Origin of the sequence: Vibrio marinisediminis (assembly GCF_014050145.1) — a bacterium.
Classification (GTDB): domain Bacteria; phylum Pseudomonadota; class Gammaproteobacteria; order Enterobacterales; family Vibrionaceae; genus Vibrio; species Vibrio marinisediminis.
Map to the genome: position 1 here is coordinate 93,015 of NZ_JACFYF010000002.1, position 24,297 is coordinate 117,311.

Genomic DNA, 24,297 nt, shown 5'->3' on the forward strand with positions numbered 1-24,297 from the left:
TATGGACAACAGAACTCAACGCTTACTAGAGATGGATCGCCAACGTGTTTTTCACGCCTCTACGCATTTAAAGCAGTATGCGCATGGCGAAATCACAGGTCGTATCATCACCCAAGCAAAAGGAATACGCATACAGGACTCACTCGGCAACGAGCTAATTGACGGCTTTGCCGGGTTATATTGCGTCAACATTGGCTATGGGCGCGAAGAGATGGCGGAAGCTATCTACGCACAAGCCAAAAAGCTTGCCTATTACCACACCTATGTTGGACATACCAATGAAGCCTTGGTTGAATTATCTGACCGTATTATTGCCATGGCACCAAAAGGCATGAGCAAGGTCTACTACGGTATGTCCGGCAGTGATGCCAACGAGACCCAACTTAAACTAGTCTGGTATTACAATAATCTGCTTGGTCGACCGGAGAAGAAAAAAGTGATCTCACGTGATCGCGGTTACCATGGCTCTAGTATCGCATCAGGCTCCATGACAGGTTTGCCTCTGTTTCACGCCCATTTTGACCTGCCGCTCGAGCAAATCAAACACACTATCGCTCCCTATTACTACCGCCGACAAGAGAGCGAGATGAGTGAGTTGGAGTTTAGTCAGTTTTGCGCCGAGAAACTGGAAGCGATGATCCTCAAAGAAGGACCAGATACCGTTGCTGCAATGATTGCTGAGCCTGTGCTCGGTACCGGCGGGATAGTGCCACCACCAGAAGGCTACTGGGCGGCGATCAAGCGCGTGCTCGATAAGTATGATGTGCTGCTGATTGCCGATGAAGTGGTGTGTGGGTTTGGACGTATTGGCTCGCCTTTTGGCTCAATTTATTACGATATGCGCCCTGATCTCATCACTGTGGCAAAAGGACTAACCTCAGCTTACCAACCACTCTCTGGCGTAATTGTCGGTGAGAAAATTTGGCAAGCATTAGAAAACGGCACTGATGCTTGGGGGCCATTTGGTCATGGTTATACTTATTCGGGTCACCCAATTGGCGCAGCGGCTGCTAACTGCAACCTCGATATTATTGAACGTGAGAACCTAATCCAACGCGCCGCTGATAACGGGCAATATCTGCAACAAAAAATGCAGCAGATCTTTGCACACCACCCCATTGTCGGTGATTCTCGAGGCGTGGGAATGCTACATGCGCTTGAGTTCTCAGCCGACAAGCAGCATCGAACCGCATTTGATGCCAACTTAAAAGTGGGACCTCAAATCGCGGCGGCGTGTATGGAGGCGGGACTCATCGCTCGTGCCATGCCGCATGGCGATATTCTTGGCTTTGCGCCACCTTTAGTTGCCACCACTGAGGATATCGACTTAATGGTCGACATCGCCCACCGTGCAATTAATAAAGTGATGGATTCTCTGGTGACCAGTAAACAATGGCAGGTTAAATAAACAAAATAGCCTGAATATAGTCGAGAGGTTGGCGCTATTCCAACCTCTCAGGTTTTGGCTCAGTTATGGCTGTCGAGTTTTATATTTATGCAGCAACTCAAGAGGAATATGGCAGTAATCATTCGGGTAACGAGTTAATCGATCTTGATGCTCCTCATCACTTTTCACATAGTTACTCAGTGGTAATACTTCTACCTTGATCTTATCGCAATCATTTCTCTGGTTAATAAATTCACTCGCTTGTTCTAGGTGGCTCTTACTTTCGCTGTAAACGCCGGTGCGATATTTTTCACCAATATCTTCACCTTGTTTATTGACACTATAAGGGTCAATAATTTCAAAAAAATAGCCCATCAACTCAGTCACAGTAATCAAATGAGGGTCAAAGCTCGTACGCACACACTCAGCGTAACCATCATACTCTGCTAGCGTATTATCACTGCTACCATTGGCTCTGCCCGACTCGGTGTGAATAACTCCCGGCAGATGGCGCATAAACTCTTGCACACCCCATAGACAACCACCAGCAAAATAAATCTCTTCCATACTCTCACGCACCATTAACGAATCACGCTGATATCGATTATCTTGTGCTTCAGCGGTCAAGCTCAAGTAAAAGCTGACCAGATAGCAAAACCGGAGCATTGAGCTCCGGTACTGAAAGGGGAATATGGTCAATGGTGAACACTAAGAAATTGTACGACCAAGCATTCGAGACATCGTGCCATCTTTGTCGATCACTTGGTGCTTTATCGCACCGGCAATATGCAATAGTAGAACGAAGATAATGATATTCACCGATAAACCATGAATCGCCCCACCTAGCTCTTGTAGCCATGGCGTTTTGTCACCAGCTGCGATAAAACTCCAGCCAAAAACATCCGCGCCACGACCACCACCCACACTCATCGCGATGCCAGAAATCGGCATAGACAGAGTGGCTAACATTAAGATGCCATGAATCGCTTTAGCCAGTTTTTCCTGCCAAGCTGGTACGGGTGATGTGGCTTGGATAGCACCTTCTTTCACTCGCCATACAATACGTAAAAGGGCTACTAACAAGACGATTGCGCCCAATGATTTATGTAAACCTATCAATTCTCCCTTTTCAGGGCTTCGCGGCAAATCTGCCATATACAATCCGAGAACGAAAACACCAATAAACAGTAGCCCTGTAATCCAGTGAAATGCGATCGTTTGCCAAGTTAGTCTGTTTTTGTTGAGCATAATATTACCTTGTTTTAATTGTGGGGACCGGCTAATTATCCAACAGCTATTATGCAAACACTATCCGCAACAAGGTAAATTTAAGTAAATTGTAATTCTTATGTTGAGTATTTGTACTCTATGTTTGGGCTGTTCCCTACCAGTTCTACGAGTAAAAAAAAGCGACTTTGAAACAATCGTTTCGCAAGTCGCTCGTTAGCAAATACTTAAATAACTAATTTTATTTTATCGCGTGGGTAATAAAGCGGCGGACTTCATCGTTGTCACTAGGGTCGATGAATGATGGCGTGATGAATTTAGGTGGATTAAAGATCCCCTTCTCCACCAAACGATTAATTTGCGGCAAATGCATAATCGCCGTTTTACCACACAATAAATTCAAAAATCCTTCCTGCTCTTCATAGGCATGCAGTACTTCGTGAAAACCACGCAAGTAGAGGTAATCTTTTGTAAAACCGCCGCCACGATAGACACGAGCAGTAATGGTAAACGCCAAGTTTTTCTCTACGCCCAATTGGTCTTTAAGCATCATAAAAGTGGTGCGAAATGATTTTTCCCGAATCATCGAATCCACAGCCAGTACGCGCAATGCCAATATCTTCAAACGCTTTATGGTTAAATGCCCAGCAAGGTATTCACTGAGTATCGCCATGCCTTCTTGTGTCATGGTGTGCACTGGGCAGCCCAATGAAAGGACTTTTAGTGGCTGATTCTGCGCATTCAATGTGGTCACAAGATGCACACCGAGCTCATGATGCGCTAATGCATGAGCTTCAATACGAGGTACTTTCGCCGCACTATTGATTTTTACGGTGGTTTTATTGACCAAGGCATTGGCAATCATATTGTCATCTACCACTAGGTCATATCGATAGTCGTGCTGCTGCGCGAACTGCTCCATAATGGCTTGAATACCTTGTGCATCGACTAACTTTTTATCATCGTCATCGGAATCTGGCAGATGAAGAATAAAGGTTGCGTTGCGAATATCTTTTTCAGTTGGTTCGCCAAAATAGCGCAGCGAGTTGTAGAGGAAATCTTGGCTGCCTAAGGTTTGAATTTGATCAATCTTATCGACATAAGAAAGAATGACGTCTTCATAGATGCGTTGCAAATCTGCATCTTCGACCTTTTCAATCGCTAAATTGAACAATTCACGCTTTAGCTGAAATGCGTTGGTATTGTTTTGCTTATAACTGAATTGAGGCTCTACTGAAAAGTGACGCTTAAAAAACTCCGCCTTCTGCTCGTTGTAATTGGTTGGGCTAACCGCACTGAGTATCTCAATACCATTGACCAACGAGTAAAGTGAATTATCTAGCGCTTTGGCATGCTTTAAGCCCGCATGCATCAATGGGACTATATTTTCTCTGTTCAATCTACTGACCCCGGCAAATCATCCATATAGGCAAAAAATCGTGAATCCATCACGTTTGGGGTATATACCCTATTGACAATATGCGCTTATTAATACTGAGCAACAAATAGCCTACACGGTCTTTTTCTCATCTAATGAGAACCCACTAAGCTTTGTTTGGTTAAATGGATTCAATTGATAAGCAGATCCGCAATAGAATCTAGCCAATGGTTAGGGTTATAATCGCTGCGCTTTCATCTGGGACAATAAAATGATTTCAAAAAACCAATTAAAACTGCTTCGTGCTCTTGGGCAAAAGAAACAACGCAAAGCGCATGGCTTATTCCTTGTTCAAGGTGAAAAAAATGTACTTGAATTAGCAGAGAGTAACCTAACGGTTCAGCATATTTTTGCCACTGCTGACTTTATTGCGCATAACCACAACACTTTAAGCCGCTTCGAATGTATTGAAGCGTCTTTAGACGATTTAACTAAAGCCAGTACGTTAGTAAGCAATAATGCGGCTATTGCTGTGGTTGAGATCCCAACACTCACTGCGCCAACGGCACAAGGCTTAATGATCGCGTTAGATGGTGTTCAAGACCCAGGCAACCTAGGCACAATTATTCGTGTTGCTGACTGGTATGGTATTCAACATATTGTGGCAAGTACCGACTGCGCAGATCCATACAACCCGAAAACCATTAGCGCAACAATGGGGAGCTTCGGGCGTGTGCAGGTACACCAACTTGACTTACCAAACTATTTAGAGCAATCAAACCTACCGGTTTATGGTGCATTTCTAGAAGGCGTAAGCGTGCACAAAACTGAGTTTGCTGCTGAAGGCATTTTATTGATGGGTAGCGAATCTCACGGTGTTCGCGCAGAAGCCGCTAAATATGTGACGGATAAAATCACTATTCCTGCCTTTGGCGGTGCTGAGTCGTTAAATGTGGCTATGGCTACGGGCATAATCTTAGATAACATTCGCCGTCAAAATAGCTAAAGTGGGTATCGCTAGGGTCTGCCACTAGCGCATGTTGTATAAGACACAAAAAAAGCGTAACGACAATCAAGTCCTTACGCTTTTTTAGTTCTAAGCCAACTGTTTATAAACTAAGCAGTTATAAACTAAGCCATCAAAACAAGCTGTCGAGCTTATCTTTGCAGCATATCCAACTTGTTTGGAACACCATTCCATTTCTCTGCGTCATCCATGGCAGGCTTAACTTCCGTTTGCACTGGCCAAATTTCTGCAAGCTCTGCATTCAATTCAATGAAAACCTGCTGATCGTCCGCTAGCTCGTCTTCTTGATAAATTGCGTGTGCATCACACTCATCAACGCATAGACCACAGTCGATACATTCAATCGGGTTGATCACCATAAAATTCGGTCCTTCATGGAAGGCATCCGCAGGGCACACCGCGACACAGTCAGTATATTTACATTGGATACAGTTATCCGTTACGACAAACGCCATGATAATCAACTCTTAAATTAGTCAAAAAATGAAGAAGGGGATAATACTCGTCCCAAGGTAAAATTCAACAATATCGCTGCTATTCAACCTTATTTAGTATGACAGACAATCCAAATTCTCGTAAAATGCGCGCCATTGTGAGCGAACAGTTATCAGAACCGTTTTGCTAAGACACCTATAGTAACGAGACATCAAAATGATACGTTTAAATGAAATCAAACTTCCTCTTGATCACGAGGAAGACGCGCTATTAGGCGCAATTACTAAAAAGCTTGGCATTGCTGCTGAGCAAGTTATCTCTTTCAATGTATTTAAACGTGGCTACGATGCTCGTAAGAAAACCAACATTCACCTAATTTACACCTTAGATGTGATTGTTGAAGGCGATGAATCGGTTCTACTTGAACAGTTCAACAAAGACCCGCACGTACGTCAAACGCCGGATATGGAATACAAGTTTGTTGCTAAAGCTCCTGCAAGCCTCACCGAGCGCCCTGTGGTTATTGGTTTTGGTCCTTGTGGTCTTTTTGCTGGACTAGTTCTTGCTCAAATGGGCTTCAACCCGATCATCGTTGAACGTGGTAAAGAAGTGCGTGAGCGTACTAAAGACACCTTTGGCTTTTGGCGTAAACGTACTTTGAACCCTGAATCAAACGTGCAGTTCGGTGAAGGCGGTGCGGGTACGTTCTCTGACGGTAAACTGTACAGCCAAGTGAAAGATCCAAACTTCTACGGTCGTAAAGTCATTACTGAATTTGTCGCTGCTGGCGCACCTGAAGAGATCATGTACGTAAGCAAGCCACACATCGGCACCTTCAAGCTTGTCACCATGATTGAAAAAATGCGCGCAAAAATCATCGAACTCGGTGGTGAAATTCGCTTTAGCACCCGCGTAGATGATCTTCATATGGAAGATGGTCAAATTACGGGTGTGACTTTGTCAAACGGTGAAGAAATCAAATCTCGCCACGTTGTACTAGCAGTGGGTCACAGTGCTCGTGACACTTTTGAAATGCTGCATGAGCGCGGTGTTTATATGGAAGCAAAACCTTTCTCAGTAGGTTTCCGTATTGAACACAAACAAGCGATGATCGATGAAGCGCGTTTTGGTCCAAATGCGGGTAACCCAATTCTTGGCGCGGCAGATTACAAACTTGTTCACCACTGTAAGAATGGACGTACCGTTTATAGCTTCTGTATGTGTCCGGGTGGCACGGTTGTAGCTGCTACTTCTGAAGAAGGCCGTGTGGTAACGAACGGTATGAGCCAATACTCTCGTTCAGAGCGCAACGCAAACAGTGCTATCGTGGTTGGTATCTCTCCTGAAGTTGACTACCCAGGCGATCCGCTAGCGGGCATTCGTTTCCAACGTGAACTTGAGTCAAATGCTTACCATCTAGGTGGTGAAAATTACGATGCACCAGCGCAGAAAATTGGTGATTTCCTAAAAGGTCGCGATCCAAGTGCGATTGGTGATGTAGAACCATCTTTCACACCAGGCATCAAATTAACTGACCTATCAAAGGCGCTACCACCATTTGCTATTGAAGCAATCCGTGAAGCGATTCCTGCGTTTGATCGTAAGATCAAAGGTTTTGCTTCTGAAGATGGTTTACTAACAGGTGTTGAAACTCGCACCTCCTCGCCAGTATGCATCAAGCGTGATAAAGATTTCCAAAGCATCAACCTGAAAGGCTTCTTCCCAGCAGGTGAAGGTGCGGGTTACGCCGGTGGTATTTTATCAGCAGGCATCGACGGCATTAAAGCGGCGGAAGCGGTAGCTCGTGATATCGTTGCACAACTAGAGAACGCATAATCGATTGAATCGCTAACGTTCTAGCATAAACGAAAGCCAGCTCTGATTTCATCGGGGCTGGCTTTTTTGTTTTCAACAGCACCTTCCGCGCCCTTTTCTATCGTTTCCCTCAAGTAGCATGCCATATAACCAGCAACTATTATTATTGAATTACCGAGTATAAAAATAACGAGTCGTTAGTGTAAACGGCATAGATGAGCTCGCTTAATTAGACCAATTACCTATTGCAGAACAAAGGTAAAACAGGGATTGTCGAATCAGTTATGGACACCCAATGGGACTCATAGTTGGCGAATAAAATACGCAGACAGGAGAAGCAAAATGCTTAACAAGGAAGATACAGGCTTAATCGTGGTCGATATACAAGGCAAGCTCGCTAGTATCGTTGATGAGAGTGAAGCACTTATCGAAAATTGCACCAAGTTGATCCAAGGAGCTAAAGCTCTTGGACTACCAATAATTTGGCTTGAACAAAATCCAGAAAAACTGGGGAAGACCGTCGACAGTGTTGCTGAGCTGATGGGAGAGCAGTCTCCGGTAGAAAAATACACCTTTGACGGGTGCAATGAACCCAATTTCAAGCATGCCCTTAACGAAGCACAAAAGCACTCTTGGCTGGTGTGTGGCATTGAAGCTCATATTTGTGTGTATCAAACCGCCACACATTTAGCAAATTTGAACTTTGATGTACATGTTGTTAGCGATTGCGTCTCATCCCGAGACATCAACAACAAACAACTGGCTCTAAATAAGTTCTGTAATGAACGAGTAAAATTAACCGGATTAGAGATGTGTTTATACGAATTGGTGAAAGACTGTCGAGCCCCAGAATTTAAACTCATTTTAAGTTTGATTAAGTAGGTCACTTAGCACTAAGATATTGTCTAACATTCAAAATTTCGTTGTGGTGAAATGATGTTACCCAACTCAAAGGGCGGCTATAGACGTCACCACATTCACTTTCTTAGTCGCGTTCGAGGCATTATCTGATTCATGTTAAACCGAACAATAAAAATATTTAGCCGTCACTACAAATGAGTGCAATTGAACAATTGTCATTCAGAACTACACTTCTGCTTCGTACTTTGACTATGAATACTAATGAATAAGAGCCTCACTCGCATATACAGTCACCATTTCCTGCCTATCATTAAACTATTAACAGTGACCCTGTTGATCGTTGGCTCGTCATATTCAATTTATAATGCAGCCCTTATCAAACAACTATCTCAGTCAATCATCACTGATTTTAATCAAATTTACTCCATTAGCCGCCGTTTTGCGCAGTATTACAACAATACCGATAGTACGCGCCTAACCAAAGGAACGTACGAAAATAATGGTGTAAGTATTATGGTCTCTCAAGATTCCGACGTTAAGATACTCTCGACAGGGGTTAACAAGCTTCGCTCTCAACTCGAAACCGTCGCACCAAACCACATTTGGACTGTTGCAATTTTCGAACACCCTTCGACCTATGGCCATTTTGACCCTCTTCGTAAAGAATACGCTGAGCGATATCGTGAATATAAAATCAACGATGTTATGACACGAATCGTTAACCTTGAGCGCTTGGAAAATACCTTTGATCAGTTCTACGGCTGTAACATCAAGCTGTCTGAACCCTACACAGAACAGGGTTCGAACCAGCGAATACGTACGGTTTACTACCCTGTATACAACGATCGCAAGCTGGATGCGTTGCTGGCAATCGATTTAAAAAACAGTTTAGTTGATGCAAAAATCAGACGCTTCAATCAAGACCATTTTACCGTGGCTGACGCAGCACCCCATTGGCTCGCCTACCGTCAACCCGTCATGATTTCATGTACAGATGCAGAACCCATTTATGTTGGTTTTGGTGCATGGCAAATCTTAGAGCGAATATTGCTACCATCGGTATTGATCGCACTATTTTCACACATGCTGATGGTTCTGATTAAGCAAAGACAGCACAGCTTCTACCAAGACAAAATGACCGGATTTTATCGCCGAGACTTTTTTGAACCAAGGCTGAAAAAACTCCATACTTTTTCGATGCTCATCATCGACATCGACTTTTTCAAAGCCATTAACGACACTTATGGGCACAAAAAAGGCGACGATGTGATCACTGAAGTGACTCATCGTATTGCGAGCCAAATAAGAACAAGCGATATGGCTATTCGTTGGGGAGGTGAAGAATTCTTACTATTATTCAACAACATGAGCGAAGCGATGTTGCGAGAAAAAGCCGAATCAATCCGAGCGCATGTTGCAAAAGAATCCGTATCAGAATTAAACGTAACAATATCGATTGGTGGGGTTCATTTAAGCCAAGGGGATTTCGCTGACGCCTACCGTATCGCTGATGCCGCGTTATACCAATCAAAAGAAAATGGTCGCAACCAAGTAACCATTCTAGATGAGACGATATAAACGCAGCTTTAAACCAGTTTGAGTCAAGATGTATGGTGCTTAACCAATGGCGTTACACTTTTAGCAACGACCACATGTGGTCGTTCATGCCGAATCAGCACTCTTCATAGTCAACCTTAGCGTGGTGCCACTATCAGTGGCATCCAGTTGAATTGTTCCTTGCTGAGCTTCGACACACAGCTTGGCAGAATACGTACCAACCCCTCTACCCGACTCTTTACTTGAACTAACAAACTTGTCGAAAAAGTGTTCACGAAGCTCGATAGGCACTTGCCCTTGATTATGTAACGTCACTATCAACTGAGCTTCTTCTTGGTAGGATGTTATCGATATGCTGGATTTATCAGGAGCCGCCTCCAAAGCATTGCTCAACAAATTGCAAAACATTCTATAACTCAGTAATTCATCCCCAAGGAACGTATGTGTTGGATCCACATCCGTTTTAAACTCAATACTCTTTTGCTTTGCCTTAGCTTGAAAGCTCACAATAACTTGTTTTAGCGTATCGTCTAAAACAACAGGACCAAGCGTTCGCGAGTAATTCCCCTTATCTAATGCTATTAAAACGGCGTAATTATCGATCATATCGGTCAGTGTCGCGGCGCTATCTTCTAGAACTTTTAACTGCGGCGAGTCATTCACTAGGTCTACCAAGGTTGTATGTAAGGCAGTCAATGGATTACGAAAATCATGGAAGAAGGTATGCTCTGCTTCATCTCGATGGCGAGAGGATTGGCAAAGATGGTCAATTTGCTCTGTTAATTTCTCTCTTTGAATCACCGAATTTATATGTGTTTCAACACGGGCTAATACAATTTCTGGAATCACTGGCTTTTGGATGTAATCAACCGCACCAAGCTTCAAGCCTTTAACAACATCATCCGTTTGTGACAACGCCGATACAAAAATGATGGGAATAAACTCAGTGTCAGGGTCCGATTTCAGTGCACGACAAACATCAAGACCATCCATCTCTGGCATCATAATATCCAAAAGGATCAAATCAGGCTTGTCTGTTTTCGCACAAATATCCAACGCTTGCTGACCACTACGGCAAACTCGGATCTTATAGGTCGGTTTAAGTAACTCGCCCAAAACCTGCAAATTTGATGGTTCATCATCAACCACCAAAATAGTTCTCGGTCGGTCTTTGTCTACTTGTTCGGATTTATCTTGATTACGTTGGATACCATTAGCGCGAATAGGTGAAAAAAAAGCTTTATGTACCCTCTCTCCCAATGTCACTCTTGAAAAAGGCTTAACTAAATATTCAGAAACCCCAGCCTCTATTGCTTCAACCACATCACTCTGCTGGAGATTGCCAGTCAACATAATAAATGGCACATTTTTATGCGATTTTGACTCACGTACATGCTTCAATAACGCCAAACCATCCATTTTTGGCATCTTCCAATCTGAAATGATGATATCAACAGCTTTACGCCCTAAGCACTGTACCGCTTCGTTACCATCTTTGGCTTGATATATAGTTTGAAATCCAAGCTGTTCAAAAGCACTGCATAGCGTTCGCGTAATCGCTTCAAAATCATCCACTATAAGTACTGACATTCCTTTATATGGAGAGTCATAATTTACTCGCTTAAAGTTTTCCATCCCTAGTTCCCTTATGCGGTTAATGCTAATCGCTTAATACATCCCGGTAAGTTTCTGCTATATCTCTAAATTTATCCGCATTGGCGATAAACACATCCACCAATATAGGGTCAAAATGGCTACCTCTGCCCTCCCAAATCATTCCGACAGATGTTTCATGACTAAATGCTGGTTTGTATACTCTCTCAGAAATCAGGGCATCGTAGACGTCCGCTATCGCCATAATTCGTGCCGATAACGGAATATCCTCACCACTCAGCCCTTGTGGATACCCAGAGCCATCCCACTTTTCATGGTGTGAATAGGCAATTTCCTTAGCAAAGACCAGAAAGTTGTCCGCATAATGTAATGACCCTTCAGCAGCACAAATCGCATCATAGCCATATACTGCGTGATTCTTCATTTCTTCAAACTCATCGTGAGTTAAGCTGCCAGGCTTAAGCAATATACAATCAGCAATGCCGACCTTGCCAATATCATGCAAAGGTGCGGATTTTGCCATAGCGCTAATCACGCTAGGCTGTAGATACGCTTGATATTTATCTAGCAAAGCAAGTTCACGCGCGAGTGTCTCAACATATTTCTGCGTACGTCTTATGTGGTTTCCTGTTTCAGGGTCGCGTGACTCTGCCAGCGCCCCCATTGCAACCATGACAACATCTTGCAAGTCATTAAGTCGCTGGGTACGTTCCAATACCTTCTTTTCTAACATCTCATTTTGCTGAAAAAGCTGGTCTTTTGATGCTTTAAGAAGTAAGTGATTTTTAACTCGTTCTTTTAAAATGGCAGGACTTATGGGTTTGGTGATGTAATCTACCGCCCCTAGCGCCAAGCCTTTGGTTTCATCCACTTCTTGAGATTTAGCGGTCAGAAAAATAACCGGAATATCTCGCGTTTCAGCACAAGCTTTTAGCTGTTTGCAGACTTGGTAACCATCAATATCTGGCATCATAATGTCGAGCAATATCAGATCTGGCTTTCTCTTCTCAATAATCTTGAAAGCAACCGTTGCATTCAACGCCGCTTGAACTAGGTAGTCCTCAGCCAAAACGCCTTTTACGACTTCAATATTTGTTGGCGTGTCATCCACTGCCAATATGGTTGCCTTGTTGTTATTATCCATATTTCACTCTCTTTTAGGCGTTAGTTTCTCGCTTCAACTGTTCAATCAATTGCGCCCCGGTTTCAAAATCATAACTACTTAACGGCTCTCTAAGCCGGTTTAGTTGTTGCTTCAGTTCATCAGAAAAGTTTGACTCCAACGCATCGTCTAATACATCAATCACCGTAGAATCAAACAATTCAATTTTTCCTTCTATGTCAGCCAATAACTCACTGTATGAAAGTACGCTCTCTGGTTCTGTACTCTCTAAATCGATTGAAAGTGTCAGTTCTTCAATCAAGGGGATGGCGGCTTCAAAATCATAGTTTGCTAATGCATTTAAGATTTTATTCACTAGCGATTGATCAAGATTAGAGCCCGCGTTTGCCAATAGTTCATCAAACGTGTCCACGGCTGCGCTATCAAAGTCATCTAACTGTTGATGGATCTGGCGGGCGAGTTGTTGGAATTTATTGCGGTCAAACTCTGGTTTGCTCTGCGTAACCGGATCACGACTACGCTCTAATGCCACTGATATTGCCAAAACCATTTTTTCGACTAACTGCCCTACATCCTCTAACATCTGTCTCTCAACCGTACTTAATTCACAACGGCTTTGAGATTGCTGCTCTGCGAGGCTATGCTCCAACGCTTCTGTAGGAGCGACGAGATAATTAGCGCCTATATTGCCCGCAATACCTTTTAGCGAATGCACCGCAATGACCGCTGACTCAATTTGCTGAGCCTCTATTGCTTCATTGACTCGTGCGACGATATCACTCTCACTTTGAACCACATTCGCTAGCGCCTTTTTGTAGGCTTTCACATTTCCAGCCATCCGTGCTAGCGCATTTTCTGTATCAAAATCCTCTATTTCAAATGCTTGTTGTAAATCGTCCTGCACTACCTCTGGGGCAAAGTGACCCGTAGGCTTAATCCACTTTGTTAACGTTTGAAACACTTGGTTTGGATTAATAGGCTTTGAGAGGTGGTCATTCATCCCGGCAGCTAGGCACTTTTCTCTATCGCCTGACATCGCATTTGCTGTCATAGCAACAATAGGCAGTTGATCGTACTTACCTGATTCTCTAATGACCCGACAGGCTTGATAGCCGTCCATCACAGGCATTTGAATATCCATCAACACTAAATCAAATGAATCAGTCGCCACTTTATCAACGGCTTCTTGACCGTTATTTGCGGTGACAACGTCTAAACCCGTAAGCTCTAAAAGCTCAATCGCTATTTGTTGGTTAATCGCATTATCTTCTACCAATAACACCCGAGCCCCTGCGATACCTTGAGCAATAGAGAGGTCAATTTTGTTTGAAAAAGCTTGCGGTTCCGTGCTACCACCTTCTTTTCTCATCACACTCAGCAATGTATCAAGTAAGGTCGACGAACTCACAGGTTTAGTCAGAGAGGCGTCTAACTTCAAGCCATTCAAATGTTCATGCATTTCATCTTTGTCGTACGCGGTTACCATGACAAAGTACGGTGGGGTCGAGATTTGTGGCAATTGAGTGATTTGTCTTCCGAGCTCCAAACCGTCCATATTCGGCATTTTCCAATCGGCAAGAATCACATCGAACGGCTGGCTAGTCTGTTGAGCCGAGATGATTTTTTCCAGCGCCTCAGCACCAGATGAAGCAAGGTCAGCTTTAAAACCAAGGCTCTGACACAGATTCAGCAAAATCTCACGGGCAGCAACGCTATCATCCACTATCAACACTGACACATTTTCTAAACGTGTTGCGGCATCCAAACTCTGTCGCTGAATGTTGCTAGAAAGTCCAAACTTGGCAGAAAAGAAAAACGTACTGCCTTTTCCTCTCTCACTCTCAACCCAAATAGACCCCTTCATCATCTCTGCCAAGGTTTTACTGATCGTTAGACCCAGACCTGTACCACCATATTTACGCGTCGTAGAAGCGTCAGCTTGGCTAAATGATTGGAATAGGCGTGAAATTTGTTCTCCAGTCATGCCTATTCCTGTATCTGTAACTGAGAATTGAACTAAAACCTCCTCTCCTACTACCTGCTTCAATTCAGCCTTAACGATGATTTCACCTTGGTCAGTAAACTTAATCGCATTATTGCTCAGGTTTAACAGCACTTGCCCCAGCCTTAAGGGGTCACCAATAAGGTGAATCGGCAATTGAGGGTCAAGATCAACCAAGAGTTCTAAACCCTTCTCTTGACATCGTTGAGACACAACTTGCACAAGATGATCTATCGAACCTTGCAAATTAAATTCTGTCTGTTCCAAATCCAACTTACCGGCTTCAATCTTAGAGAAATCAAGAATGTCATTAATAATCCCGAGCAGCGATTCTGCTGAGATTTGAATCTTGCTTATATAGTCCGCTTGCTTCTTATTGAGGTCGGTCTGCATTGCCAAGTAGCTCATGCCGATGATGGCGTTCATTGGTGTACGGATTTCATGGCTCATGTTGGCAAGAAAATCACTCTTCGCTTGTGTCGCTTCTTCGGCCTTTTGCTTCGCTAACATTAACTCGCGCTCAGCTTCTTTTCGCTCCGTCGCATCTCGTACGATACCAGTGAACAGATGCTCCCCATCAAGAATGGCTTCACTAATCGCGATTTCTAGATCTATTTTTCCGCCTGATTTTTTGTAGCCGGTAAATTCCATCAATAGATTTTGGTTCGAGTCATCTTTATCGGCATGCTCTAGGTAAACCGTATGATAGGGTCTATCGATCAAGCAATTGATTGGGGTTGAGTGCTTTAAAATTTCACTTGCACTGTAATTGAATATCTCTTCCGCTGCTGGGCTGAACTCTACGATGACACCGTCGCTATTCACGACCACAATTCCATCTGATGCATTGTCGATGATGGTGCGAGTTCGTTGAGCGTTGATCTGCAATTCGATAGTACGCTGTTTAACTTGCCGCTCTAACTCCACTTGATTACGCGCTAAACCGCTGGTTGCACGCGTGCCTACTCGTAGAGTGAATATGCTCGTTCCTAGCATCAGCACCAAGGCTATTGCTAGAATTGACCAAACTGTTAACTTAAACGTGCTAAGTAGCGCGAATGCCTCCGCTACATCCATTTCAGCTGTAACACCAAGATTAAGATCGTCATCCCAGATCCAATTACCAACGACAGGGATACCGCGGTAGTCGTTATAACCGACCAAATCTCTACCAGACGTTTTTTCACTAATGCTTTGCGCCATTCGAGTTAATGACCAATTAGCATCAGCTTTCTTAGGCTCAGAAAACAAATCGACACCAGGGTCTGCCACACGAATATTCAGTGACGAATGCTGTTGACTGTCAATCAAACCAATTTGTTTTAACTGGTCTTCAAATCGCACATTCGACAGAAGCAAACCCGAACGATCGACTGCGTATGTTTCACCACTTTTACCAATAAACCCAGCCGATAAAATGGAGGAGAAGACCCCCTGGAAGTTAACCCGCTTAGTTAATACGGCAATAGTGTCACCATTCGCATTGATGACAGGGACGGCGAAAAACATCGTGGGTGGATTCAACTCATCGTCGGTTTCATTGAGAGTGATATCTGATTTGATCGGAGGGATAAATACCCCTTTCCCATCCAATGCCGCCGCCATTAAATCGGGGCGCTGTAACTCAATTAAATTGACCGAACCAATATTGGTATCTCGCCGAGAGGACAAACTGATGTTATCGGGGGAAATAATAAAATAGCCAAATGAGCCAGAAATGCCGGTACGACCTTCAATAAACTGCCTAATTTGCTGCTGTAGCGGAGAATTAATCAACGCATCAGGCGTTCGTTCTACGTTGAGTAGTTTGTCGACTAAGTCCACTAACTGTGGATTACGCCCTAACTGCCCTAGACTTTCCAGCTCAATATCAACCCAGCCAACAATTCGCTTATGTGCTGATGCCAGAACTGTCGATAAACTGTGGTTTATTGATTCAACGCTTTGTCTTTCCGCATGACGAGTCACTATCAAAACGGTGGTGATCAATGCGGCGCACAAAACGATCTGCACCACCATAATGGAACGCTTGAAGCTCTTGCTACCAAATTTCTTAGCTAACTCTTTATCACTCACCTTAAAGACACGGGAAATAAGAACCATCAAGATGAGAGTAAGGATCACCGCTGCGGCGATAACATATCGCAATGAGTCGACCAAGTTTACGCCATCAATATCAGTCGCTATTGCGCTATGAGTCTGATACCAGTCATTCTTGGTCAAAATCACTTCTCGCAGATCAAGTGAATCTAACCCTTTTTGAAGAATAGAGTGCAGCAGTGGCGATTGATTGTGCGACCATAAGTGCAATGCGGATGGCGAAACAACATCCTCATCAATCGCACGCAGACCAGTAATGTTGTTTTTATCAAGCCAATTTAGCACTACCGTTTCTGCATCCAATACCGCATCAGCACGGCCATTCAGTACGGCATTAATCGCTTCATCGATACCCGAGGTCTCAAGCACTTTAATATTGGGATAGAGATCTTTCACTTTTTCAATGGTTGCATACCCAGATGAGATCGCAATCGTGGCGTTGGCAAGGTCGGAAACTCGCTTCAAATGTTGGTCACGCTGTTGAACAAAGTAAAGCTCTCGAACGAGAAAGTAGGGTGTGGTGAATTGCCCGTAACGTTTACGTACTTCACTTTTGTATGCATGAGGTAATAGATCTATCTCTCCCTTTTTAAAAGCGGATAACAGTGCACTCCACTCCCCTTGCACGAACTCAAACTGCAACCCAGAATCTTGCGCGATTTGGCTTACAATATCGCCGGAAAGTCCGGCCAACTCTCCGTCACTGTCGGTGTACAACATCGGTGGCCAGTTTTCTATTCCAACCTTAACAACATTGTTTTTAATCCATTGCTCTTCACGATCAGATAAACTCAACAAGCTTCGTTGGCTACTCGTTTCTATTCGCTGTTCTATTCGCTGAGCTAGTGTGAGTAGTACTTGCATATATAGCTCTTTATACGCATGGTACTCTTGATGATTGATCAGCAGCATGGCTTCATTGCGTAGCCCTACTTTCACCAAGTCTATCGCTTGCATTTCAAGCCCTACTAACTCAAAACGCGCTGCCTCTAGTTCACTAACAATCTGAAGGTCACTTTCTGCCTGGCTAGCAAGCAATGCATTTATGAGTTCTGTTAGTCTTGGCTCGTAATCTAAATAGCGGTCGAGCCATTTATCATCACCTGAAAAAACGTGGCTTAAGATAGAAGAAGTGAGTACTTCATCTAAGTATTTCAGTTCAACAACCATGTTTTGTACTTGAGCTTGCGTCAGGTCGCCACCTAAGGAAGCAGGAATACCATCAAACTCAGTCGCACTACCAACACGAGAAATCGCAAACAACCCAAATAATAAAAACATCAAACATTTGGTTGATATTTTTAACGGCGACTTTCTCACTGCGCCTCGCACAAACCACATCATTATACGCACCTATAAATAACCGCCATCACAAAAAAACGTAGAATATGCAGGTTATTTCATCAAGTGGTTTCATAGCATTGATTTACATAATGTGTACTCGGTATGCACTTATTTTTTGATAACGAGGATGCGTCCACATTATAGAAATAAAAAAAGCAGCCATTTGGCTGCTTTTTAATTTGTCTGCGTAATCGTTTGACTAACGTTGTTTTTTGTTGCGTGTACTCGGCGTACCACCGCTATTTTGCTTGTTGCGAGAACCTGGAGCACCAGCACCACTCTTTGGCTTGCTGCGTGGGTTTGTCGCATCCGCTGCCTTTGGCTTACGGCGTGAAGGGTTATTGCTGCGACCTTTTGGCGTGCTTACACGCTCTTCGTGACGCTTAACCGCACGACGAATCTTCTGGCTACGCGAACGTTCACGTTTACGAGAAGTTGCATCTTTACTTTCATCAAGCATGGTTTCACGCTCAGGACGCAGTTCAACTAATTCACGTAAGTAGTTCACGTCTTTTAGCGTTAGCTCCATCCAACCGCCGCGAGGCAATTTTTTATCTAGGTAGATGTCACCATAACGAACACGTTTTAGACGGCTAACCGTTGTCTCTTGTGATTCCCACAAACGACGAACTTCACGGTTACGACCTTCGTTGATCGCGACGTAGAAAGTATGGTTCATACCTTCACCACCTGCGTAAACAACATCTTCAAAACGCGCCATGCCATCTTCTAGTTCAACACCGCGAACAAGATTCTTAACTTTCTGCTCATTTACTTCACCAAATACACGTACAAGGTATTCACGCTCAACTTGGCGGCTTGGGTGCATTAGACGGTTAGCAAGCTCACCATCTGTCGTAAATAGTAGAAGACCAGATGTGTTAGCATCCAGACGACCAACAGAAATCCAACGTGAACCGCGGATTTTTGGCAGACGATCAAATACTGTGCGACGACCTTCAGGATCGTGACGAGTACAAAGTTCACCTTCTGGCTTGTAATATGCCAGTACGCGACAAACTACTTCTTCCGAAGCTTTTACCGAAACAACATGTCCATCAATACGAACGATAGCGCTGTCGTCTTCTAGGCGTTCGCCTAGCTTAGCAACCATACCGCCCACACTTACTCGACCAGCTTTAATCAACGCTTCTAATTCGCGTCGAGAGCCGTGCCCAGCACGTGCCAATATTTTCTGAAGTTTTTCGTTCATCTATCTACCTATGTGTCGTCTTCTCAGACGTCGAATGAAATAAGCGACCTAATTTCGCGGTCGCGTAATATATCAAACACCTTGGCTGAAATCACCAAATTTCAGCCAAATTATAGCAGGATTTTTACTACTCAAACGGCGCAGGATCACCCGAGCCAATACGTGCAATTTGAGGTTCATCTTCGCTAAAGTCGACCACTGTTGTTGGCTGCTCGCCTAAGTAACCACCATTTAGGATTACATCAACCGCATGCTCTAGTTTATCACGAATATCTTCAGGGTCAGACTCGGTAAAGTCATTACCTGGCAATATCAACGATGTCGACATAAGTGGTTCACCAAGCGCTTCCAATAAATCTAGTGCAATACGGTTATCAGGTATACGAATACCGATGGTTTTGCGCTTAGCATTCATTAGACGGCGTGGTACTTCCTTAGTTCCTTTAAAAATGAAGGTGTAAGGACCCGGTGTATTATTTTTTAGTAAGCGAAATGCGACGTTATCAACGCGAGCGTAAAGTGAGATTTCAGACAAATCACGGCAAAGCAGTGTGAAATTGTGTTTCTCATTCAAACGACGAATTTGACAAATACGCTCAAGCGCTTGCTTGTTTTCGAGTTGGCAGCCAAGTGCGTAACCAGAGTCAGTAGGATAAACCACCACACCCCCATTACGAATGATTGCTACCGCTTGGTTAATCAAGCGAGCCTGTGGGTTTTCAGGATGCACATAAAAAAACTGGCTCATGGTAATTCCTCATTAATAGAGCTTAGCTCTCTGGCGTATCGCTATGTGAAGGCTCGATACCCCAATCTTTCCATACTGGTTCTACGCCGGATGGCAACCAGAGGTTTCGTCCCAATTCCATCCACGGAGATGGATAATGGAAGTCGCTACCTTGGGACGCTAATAGTTTGTATTGTATAGCATAATCCGCCAAGTTGCGTCTTTCTTGTTGCGCTTGCTGTGGTTGTGCCACTTCCATTGCGTCACCACCAGCCTCAACAAACGCTGAGATTAAGCGCTTAATCCACTTAGCGGTCAAGTTATATCGCGCTGGATGAGCCAACACCGCCTGTCCGCCCGCAGCATGAATAGCGGCAACGGCTTCACTCATGGTGCACCAGTTTGGAGGTACATAACCGGGATTATTACGGGTGAGGTACTTCTTAAACACTAACTGCATGGTTTTCGCGTAACCATTTTCAACTAGCCAAGCAGCAAAGTGGGCACGAGTGATCGGTGCACCATTGGCTATTTGGCTTACTTCAGCAAAAACACCTTCTCGGGTCGCTTTCTCTAAACGACTCGCTATCAGTTCGGCGCGCACTTCTCGGCGTTGTTGCTGTTCTAAGATAAGGCTTTGCAGAGCGGGATTTTGCGTATCAATATTCAAACCAACAATATGGATATCTTTATTTTCCCATACCGTTGACACTTCAATGCCATCGATGATTTGTAGCTTTAGATTGCTCTCCGCCACATATTGTTTCGCAGTGGCTAAAGCATCAACAGTATCGTGATCGGTAATCGCTAAAACATCGAGATCAAAACTTACTGCACGATCAACCAGCTCTTCTGGACTAAGCCTACCATCTGAAGACGTAGTGTGGCTGTGTAAATCAATTCGCATATTTAATTCTTAAGGGTTGACAGTAAATAAAAATACTAGTTAACTAGTACGCAATTACAAACTAATTCGTAAGACACGCTATGTTACAAGAATTTAACCAAAAGCAGAAAGCAAAAGTGACTTTGATCTCACCTGAGCGTGAGATGTCAGAGCTAGCTTGGTGGCGCACTTGGACAAGTTCTTGGTGGGCTAACGTGTACTTTTAATTTATCGACACAACGATAAACATCTAAATCACAAGGCCCGCTAACTCAGCGGGCTTTTTGTTTTTGTTGCGCATCTCACACTTAACTGTTTAAGGATTAAACGAATCACCCCCGACTAAGTTTGGGTCAACGTTTGCTTTATGCGAGACTGTGTAACAGGAAGTAATACAATTTTTTAATAAGGAGGTCTTGTGAACAAGACCATTACAATCAACAAGCTAGCAAAAGTGGATGTCATTCAGACTGAAGTGCCATACTCAGCCGATCCCACTCGTTTGTTTCATACCTTGTGTGAAAATAAAACCGATAGTTTGTTACTCGAATCTGCCGAGATCGATTCTAAGCAAAATTTAAAAAGCTTATTGATTGTCGATTCCGCTGTACGCATCGTTTGTTATCGCCATCAAGTGACGATGACAGCTCTGACAGACAACGGCAAAGCGCTGCTGAGCCACGTTAAGCACAACATCAACTCCGCTATTAAATTTGAACATCAAGCTGACAGCTTAACGCTGAACTTTACTGAACCGTGTAACACGTTGGACGAAGATTCACGACTGCGCGAAGCCTCATCTTTTGACGCACTTCGTCTTATTCAGCACAGTTTTGACCTACGCCATCAAGATAAGCACGCTTTGTTTCTTGGCGGGCTGTTTGCCTATGATTTAGTCGCTAACTTTGAGCCACTAGGCGAAGCCAAAGCCACGAACCAATGCCCTGACTATGTGTTTTATGTCGCGGAGACTCTATTGGTGGTTGACCACCAAACGCAAAGTTGCCAACTGCAAGCTACCCGTTTTGATGCACAAAGCAGTGCGGCAACCATAGAGAAAAGACTGGTCGAAATTGCACAGGCATGCTCAGAACCAAAACCGCTACCTGCGGCAGAAAAAGTGGATAATTTAGCGCCAGTCGCAAGCGTATCAGACGCAGACTTTTGCCAAACGGTACGTGATTTAAAGCGTTTTGTTGTTCAAGGCGACGTGTTCCAAGTCGTTCCTTCTCGTCGCTTTACTCTACCTTGCCCGTCCCCACTCGCCGCTTATAAACAGTTAAAACAAAGCAACCCCAGCCCTTACATGTTCTACATGCAAGACGAGCTTTTTACCCTGTTTGGCGCCTCTCCTGAAAGCGCATTGAAATATGAAACCAGTAATAACCAAGTTGAAATCTACCCAATAGCCGGAACGCGACGCCGTGGCAAGCGAGCAAATGGTGAGATTGATTTTGATTTAGACAGCCGCATTGAGCTGGAGCTGCGTACTGACGGCAAAGAGAATGCTGAACACATGATGTTAGTCGACCTTGCTCGTAACGACGTGGCGCGTATTGCTCAAGCCGGTACTCGCCATGTAGCAGACCTATTAAAAGTAGACCGTTACAGCCACGTGATGCATTTAGTCTCACGTGTGGTTGGTCAACTTCGCGAAGATTTGGATGCGCTGCACGCTTACCAAGCCTGCATGAATATGGGTACTTTAACCGGTGCACCAAAAATTCGTGCCATGCAGTTGATTCGTGATGTTGAGCAAGCGCGCCGTGGCAGTTATGGCGGTGCCGTTGGCTACCTAACAGGTGAAGGCACCTTAGATACCTGTATTGTTATTCGCTCTGCTTACGTCGAAGGCGGGATAGCCCAAGTTCAAGCTGGTGCGGGCGTCGTATTCGATTCTGACCCACAATCTGAAGCGGATGAAACTCGCGGTAAAGCCCAAGCGGTTATTTCTGCAATTCAAGTTGCACACCAACGCAGTTAAAGGAGTAACTCAGATGGCAAATATCGTATTTATCGACAACTTTGACTCGTTTACTTACAACTTAGTTGACCAGTTTCGCTCGCTTGGTCACCAGGTCACGATCTATCGTAATCACATCGCCGCTCAGGTCATTGAAAAAGCCGTATTGGACCTTGCAAACCCTGTTGTACTCTTATCTCCGGGACCTGGAGCTCCTGCCGACGCAGGCTGCATGCCAGAGCTGATTCAACGCTTGAAAGGCAAAGTCCCAATGATCGGCATCTGTTTAGGTCATCAAGCAATTGTAGAGGCTTATGGTGGAAAGGTTGCCGGAGCGGGTGAAATTGTGCATGGTAAGGTATCAATGATGGAGCATCAGAACCACGCAATCTATAACAGCCTACCGTCACCCTTGGCAATTGCACGCTATCACTCTTTAGTCGCAACGCATGTGTCAAAGGAGTTAACGATTACCGCAGAAGTTGATGGTTTAGTCATGTCTGTCGTGCAAGAGCAAGACAAAGTGTGTGGTTTCCAATTCCACCCAGAGTCAATCATGACCACTTATGGAGCGACATTACTCGCCAATGCCATTGAATGGGCGCTAGAGCGAGCAAAAGGATAAGGAGACGATCATGGAACAGATCATTAATAAGCTTTACGACCAGGAATCGCTGACTGAGCAAGAAAGCCAGCAGCTTTTCGATATTATTATCCGTGGTGAGTTAGACCCAATCTTGATGGCGTCAGCACTGACAGCCCTAAAAATTAAAGGTGAAACACCCGCTGAAATCGCCGGTGCGGCAAAAGCACTACTCGATAACGCAAACCCATTCCCTCGCCCAGAGTATGACTTTGCCGATATCGTCGGCACTGGTGGTGATGGGCATGACACCATTAATATTTCTACCACTGCCGCTTTTGTCGCTGCCGCATGTGGCTTAAAAGTGGCCAAGCATGGCAACCGTAGCGTATCAAGCAAATCAGGCTCATCTGATCTGCTTGATTCATTCGGAATTAATCTCGCCATGAGTGCTGATGATACTCGCAAAGCAGTTGATGATTTAGGGGTCGCTTTCCTATTCGCGCCGCAATATCACGGTGGCGTTCGCCATGCGATGCCAGTTCGCCAAACCATGAAAACGCGCACCATCTTTAATATTCTTGGTCCCCTGATCAACCCTGCTCGCCCTAACATCGAGCTAATGGGGGTTTATAGTGAAGAACTGGTGCGCCCTATTGCAGAAACCATGCTAAAAATGGGTATGAAGCGCGCTGCCGTTGTGCATGGTAGCGGATTAGATGAAGTCGCGATTCACGGAGACACCACGGTGGCTGAAATCATCGATGGTCAGATCCATGAATACACCTTGTCACCCGAAGACTTTGGTGTCGAACGCTTCCCACTCGAAGCCATCAAAGGCGGTGACCCGCAAGAGAACAAAGCCATTATAACTAACCTGTTAACTGGTCGTGGCAGCGACGCTCAATTAGGCGCTGTTGCCGTAAACGTTGCCCTTTTGATGCGTCTGTTTGGACATGAAGATTTAAAAGCCAACACTCAACAGGCAATCAAAGTGATGAACTCAGGTAAAGCATTTCAATTAGTTGAACAGTTAGCGGCACGCGGATAGGAGC

General features: G+C 44.4%; 19 protein-coding genes and 1 other annotated feature. Of the genes, 9 read left to right on the top strand and 10 right to left on the bottom strand.

The window, feature by feature from the left end; translation table 11 throughout:
• Position 1: 1 nt before the first annotated feature.
• Entirely contained in the window at positions 2 to 1,408 is a 1,407-nt protein-coding gene (locus H2O73_RS04710; protein ID WP_182107128.1) for an aspartate aminotransferase family protein, read from the top strand.
• A gap of 63 nt (positions 1,409 to 1,471) precedes the next feature.
• Here H2O73_RS04710 and H2O73_RS04715 read toward each other — a convergent pair whose 3' ends face one another.
• The 3 genes from H2O73_RS04715 to H2O73_RS04725 all read right to left on the bottom strand — a co-directional run bounded on the left by H2O73_RS04715 (position 1,472) and on the right by H2O73_RS04725 (position 3,986).
• Positions 1,472 to 1,954, bottom strand: coding sequence for a peptide-methionine (S)-S-oxide reductase (locus H2O73_RS04715; protein WP_182107860.1), 483 nt, complete (start codon positions 1,952 to 1,954; stop codon positions 1,472 to 1,474).
• A gap of 141 nt (positions 1,955 to 2,095) precedes the next feature.
• The gene (locus tag H2O73_RS04720) at positions 2,096 to 2,635 is read right to left on the bottom strand and encodes a cytochrome b (protein WP_182107130.1); all 540 of its coding nucleotides are present in this window, start codon (positions 2,633 to 2,635) and stop codon (positions 2,096 to 2,098) included.
• 220 nt (positions 2,636 to 2,855) lie between these two features.
• A complete protein-coding gene (locus H2O73_RS04725) occupies positions 2,856 to 3,986 on the bottom strand; it encodes a flavohemoglobin expression-modulating QEGLA motif protein (RefSeq protein WP_182107862.1) in 1,131 nt (376 codons plus the stop codon).
• A 277-nt stretch (positions 3,987 to 4,263) separates the two neighbouring features.
• Between H2O73_RS04725 and H2O73_RS04730 the strand changes: the two genes are divergently transcribed.
• On the top strand, positions 4,264 to 4,998 hold the full coding sequence (locus tag H2O73_RS04730) for an RNA methyltransferase (RefSeq protein ID WP_182107132.1): 735 nt from the start codon (positions 4,264 to 4,266) through the stop codon (positions 4,996 to 4,998).
• A 152-nt stretch (positions 4,999 to 5,150) separates the two neighbouring features.
• Here H2O73_RS04730 and fdxA read toward each other — a convergent pair whose 3' ends face one another.
• Entirely contained in the window at positions 5,151 to 5,474 is a 324-nt protein-coding gene (gene fdxA, locus H2O73_RS04735; RefSeq protein WP_182107133.1) for a ferredoxin FdxA, read from the bottom strand.
• Between the two features lie 196 nt (positions 5,475 to 5,670).
• Between fdxA and H2O73_RS04740 the strand changes: the two genes are divergently transcribed.
• The 3 genes from H2O73_RS04740 (at position 5,671) to H2O73_RS04750 (ending at position 9,708) form a co-directional block, all read left to right on the top strand.
• The gene (locus H2O73_RS04740; protein WP_182107135.1) at positions 5,671 to 7,290 is read left to right on the top strand and encodes an NAD(P)/FAD-dependent oxidoreductase; all 1,620 of its coding nucleotides are present in this window, start codon (positions 5,671 to 5,673) and stop codon (positions 7,288 to 7,290) included.
• A 321-nt stretch (positions 7,291 to 7,611) separates the two neighbouring features.
• Positions 7,612 to 8,151: an isochorismatase family protein gene (locus tag H2O73_RS04745; RefSeq protein ID WP_182107137.1), complete on the top strand. Its 540-nt coding sequence runs from the start codon at positions 7,612 to 7,614 to the stop codon at positions 8,149 to 8,151.
• 240 nt (positions 8,152 to 8,391) lie between these two features.
• The gene (locus H2O73_RS04750; RefSeq protein WP_182107139.1) at positions 8,392 to 9,708 is read left to right on the top strand and encodes a GGDEF domain-containing protein; all 1,317 of its coding nucleotides are present in this window, start codon (positions 8,392 to 8,394) and stop codon (positions 9,706 to 9,708) included.
• 84 nt (positions 9,709 to 9,792) lie between these two features.
• Here the strand turns inward: H2O73_RS04750 and H2O73_RS04755 are convergent, their stop codons facing one another.
• From H2O73_RS04755 to rnm, 6 genes are all read right to left on the bottom strand, one after another.
• The gene (locus H2O73_RS04755) at positions 9,793 to 11,322 is read right to left on the bottom strand and encodes a response regulator (RefSeq protein WP_182107141.1); all 1,530 of its coding nucleotides are present in this window, start codon (positions 11,320 to 11,322) and stop codon (positions 9,793 to 9,795) included.
• Between the two features lie 25 nt (positions 11,323 to 11,347).
• Positions 11,348 to 12,445, bottom strand: coding sequence for an HD-GYP domain-containing protein (locus tag H2O73_RS04760; protein ID WP_182107143.1), 1,098 nt, complete (start codon positions 12,443 to 12,445; stop codon positions 11,348 to 11,350).
• Positions 12,446 to 12,458: 13 nt separating this feature from the next.
• Entirely contained in the window at positions 12,459 to 17,870 is a 5,412-nt protein-coding gene (locus H2O73_RS04765; protein ID WP_182107145.1) for a response regulator, read from the bottom strand.
• 199 nt (positions 17,871 to 18,069) lie between these two features.
• Complete coding sequence (rluB, locus tag H2O73_RS04770) at positions 18,070 to 19,083, bottom strand: 23S rRNA pseudouridine(2605) synthase RluB (protein ID WP_182107147.1); 1,014 nt, start codon at positions 19,081 to 19,083, stop codon at positions 18,070 to 18,072.
• Positions 19,084 to 19,210: 127 nt separating this feature from the next.
• The gene (locus tag H2O73_RS04775; RefSeq protein WP_182107149.1) at positions 19,211 to 19,831 is read right to left on the bottom strand and encodes an L-threonylcarbamoyladenylate synthase; all 621 of its coding nucleotides are present in this window, start codon (positions 19,829 to 19,831) and stop codon (positions 19,211 to 19,213) included.
• A 22-nt stretch (positions 19,832 to 19,853) separates the two neighbouring features.
• Positions 19,854 to 20,717, bottom strand: coding sequence for an RNase RNM (rnm, locus tag H2O73_RS04780; RefSeq protein ID WP_182107151.1), 864 nt, complete (start codon positions 20,715 to 20,717; stop codon positions 19,854 to 19,856).
• Between the two features lie 80 nt (positions 20,718 to 20,797).
• Here rnm and trpL2 point away from each other — a divergent pair, with 80 nt between their 5' ends.
• The 4 genes from trpL2 to trpD all read left to right on the top strand — a co-directional run bounded on the left by trpL2 (position 20,798) and on the right by trpD (position 24,293).
• Positions 20,798 to 20,923, top strand: a complete 126-nt coding sequence (gene trpL2 / locus H2O73_RS04785) for a tryptophan operon leader peptide (protein ID WP_182107153.1) — start codon at positions 20,798 to 20,800, stop codon at positions 20,921 to 20,923.
• Positions 20,870 to 20,985 (top strand) — a sequence feature (Trp leader region). Its footprint overlaps the gene before it by 54 nt.
• Positions 20,986 to 21,114: 129 nt before the next feature.
• On the top strand, positions 21,115 to 22,680 hold the full coding sequence (locus H2O73_RS04790; RefSeq protein WP_182107155.1) for an anthranilate synthase component 1: 1,566 nt from the start codon (positions 21,115 to 21,117) through the stop codon (positions 22,678 to 22,680).
• 13 nt (positions 22,681 to 22,693) lie between these two features.
• Positions 22,694 to 23,284, top strand: a complete 591-nt coding sequence (locus tag H2O73_RS04795) for an aminodeoxychorismate/anthranilate synthase component II (RefSeq protein ID WP_182107157.1) — start codon at positions 22,694 to 22,696, stop codon at positions 23,282 to 23,284.
• A 10-nt stretch (positions 23,285 to 23,294) separates the two neighbouring features.
• Positions 23,295 to 24,293 carry an anthranilate phosphoribosyltransferase gene (trpD, locus tag H2O73_RS04800; RefSeq protein ID WP_182107159.1) on the top strand — a complete coding sequence of 333 codons (999 nt, stop codon included), beginning with the start codon at positions 23,295 to 23,297 and terminating at the stop codon, positions 24,291 to 24,293.
• Positions 24,294 to 24,297 lie beyond the last annotated feature (4 nt).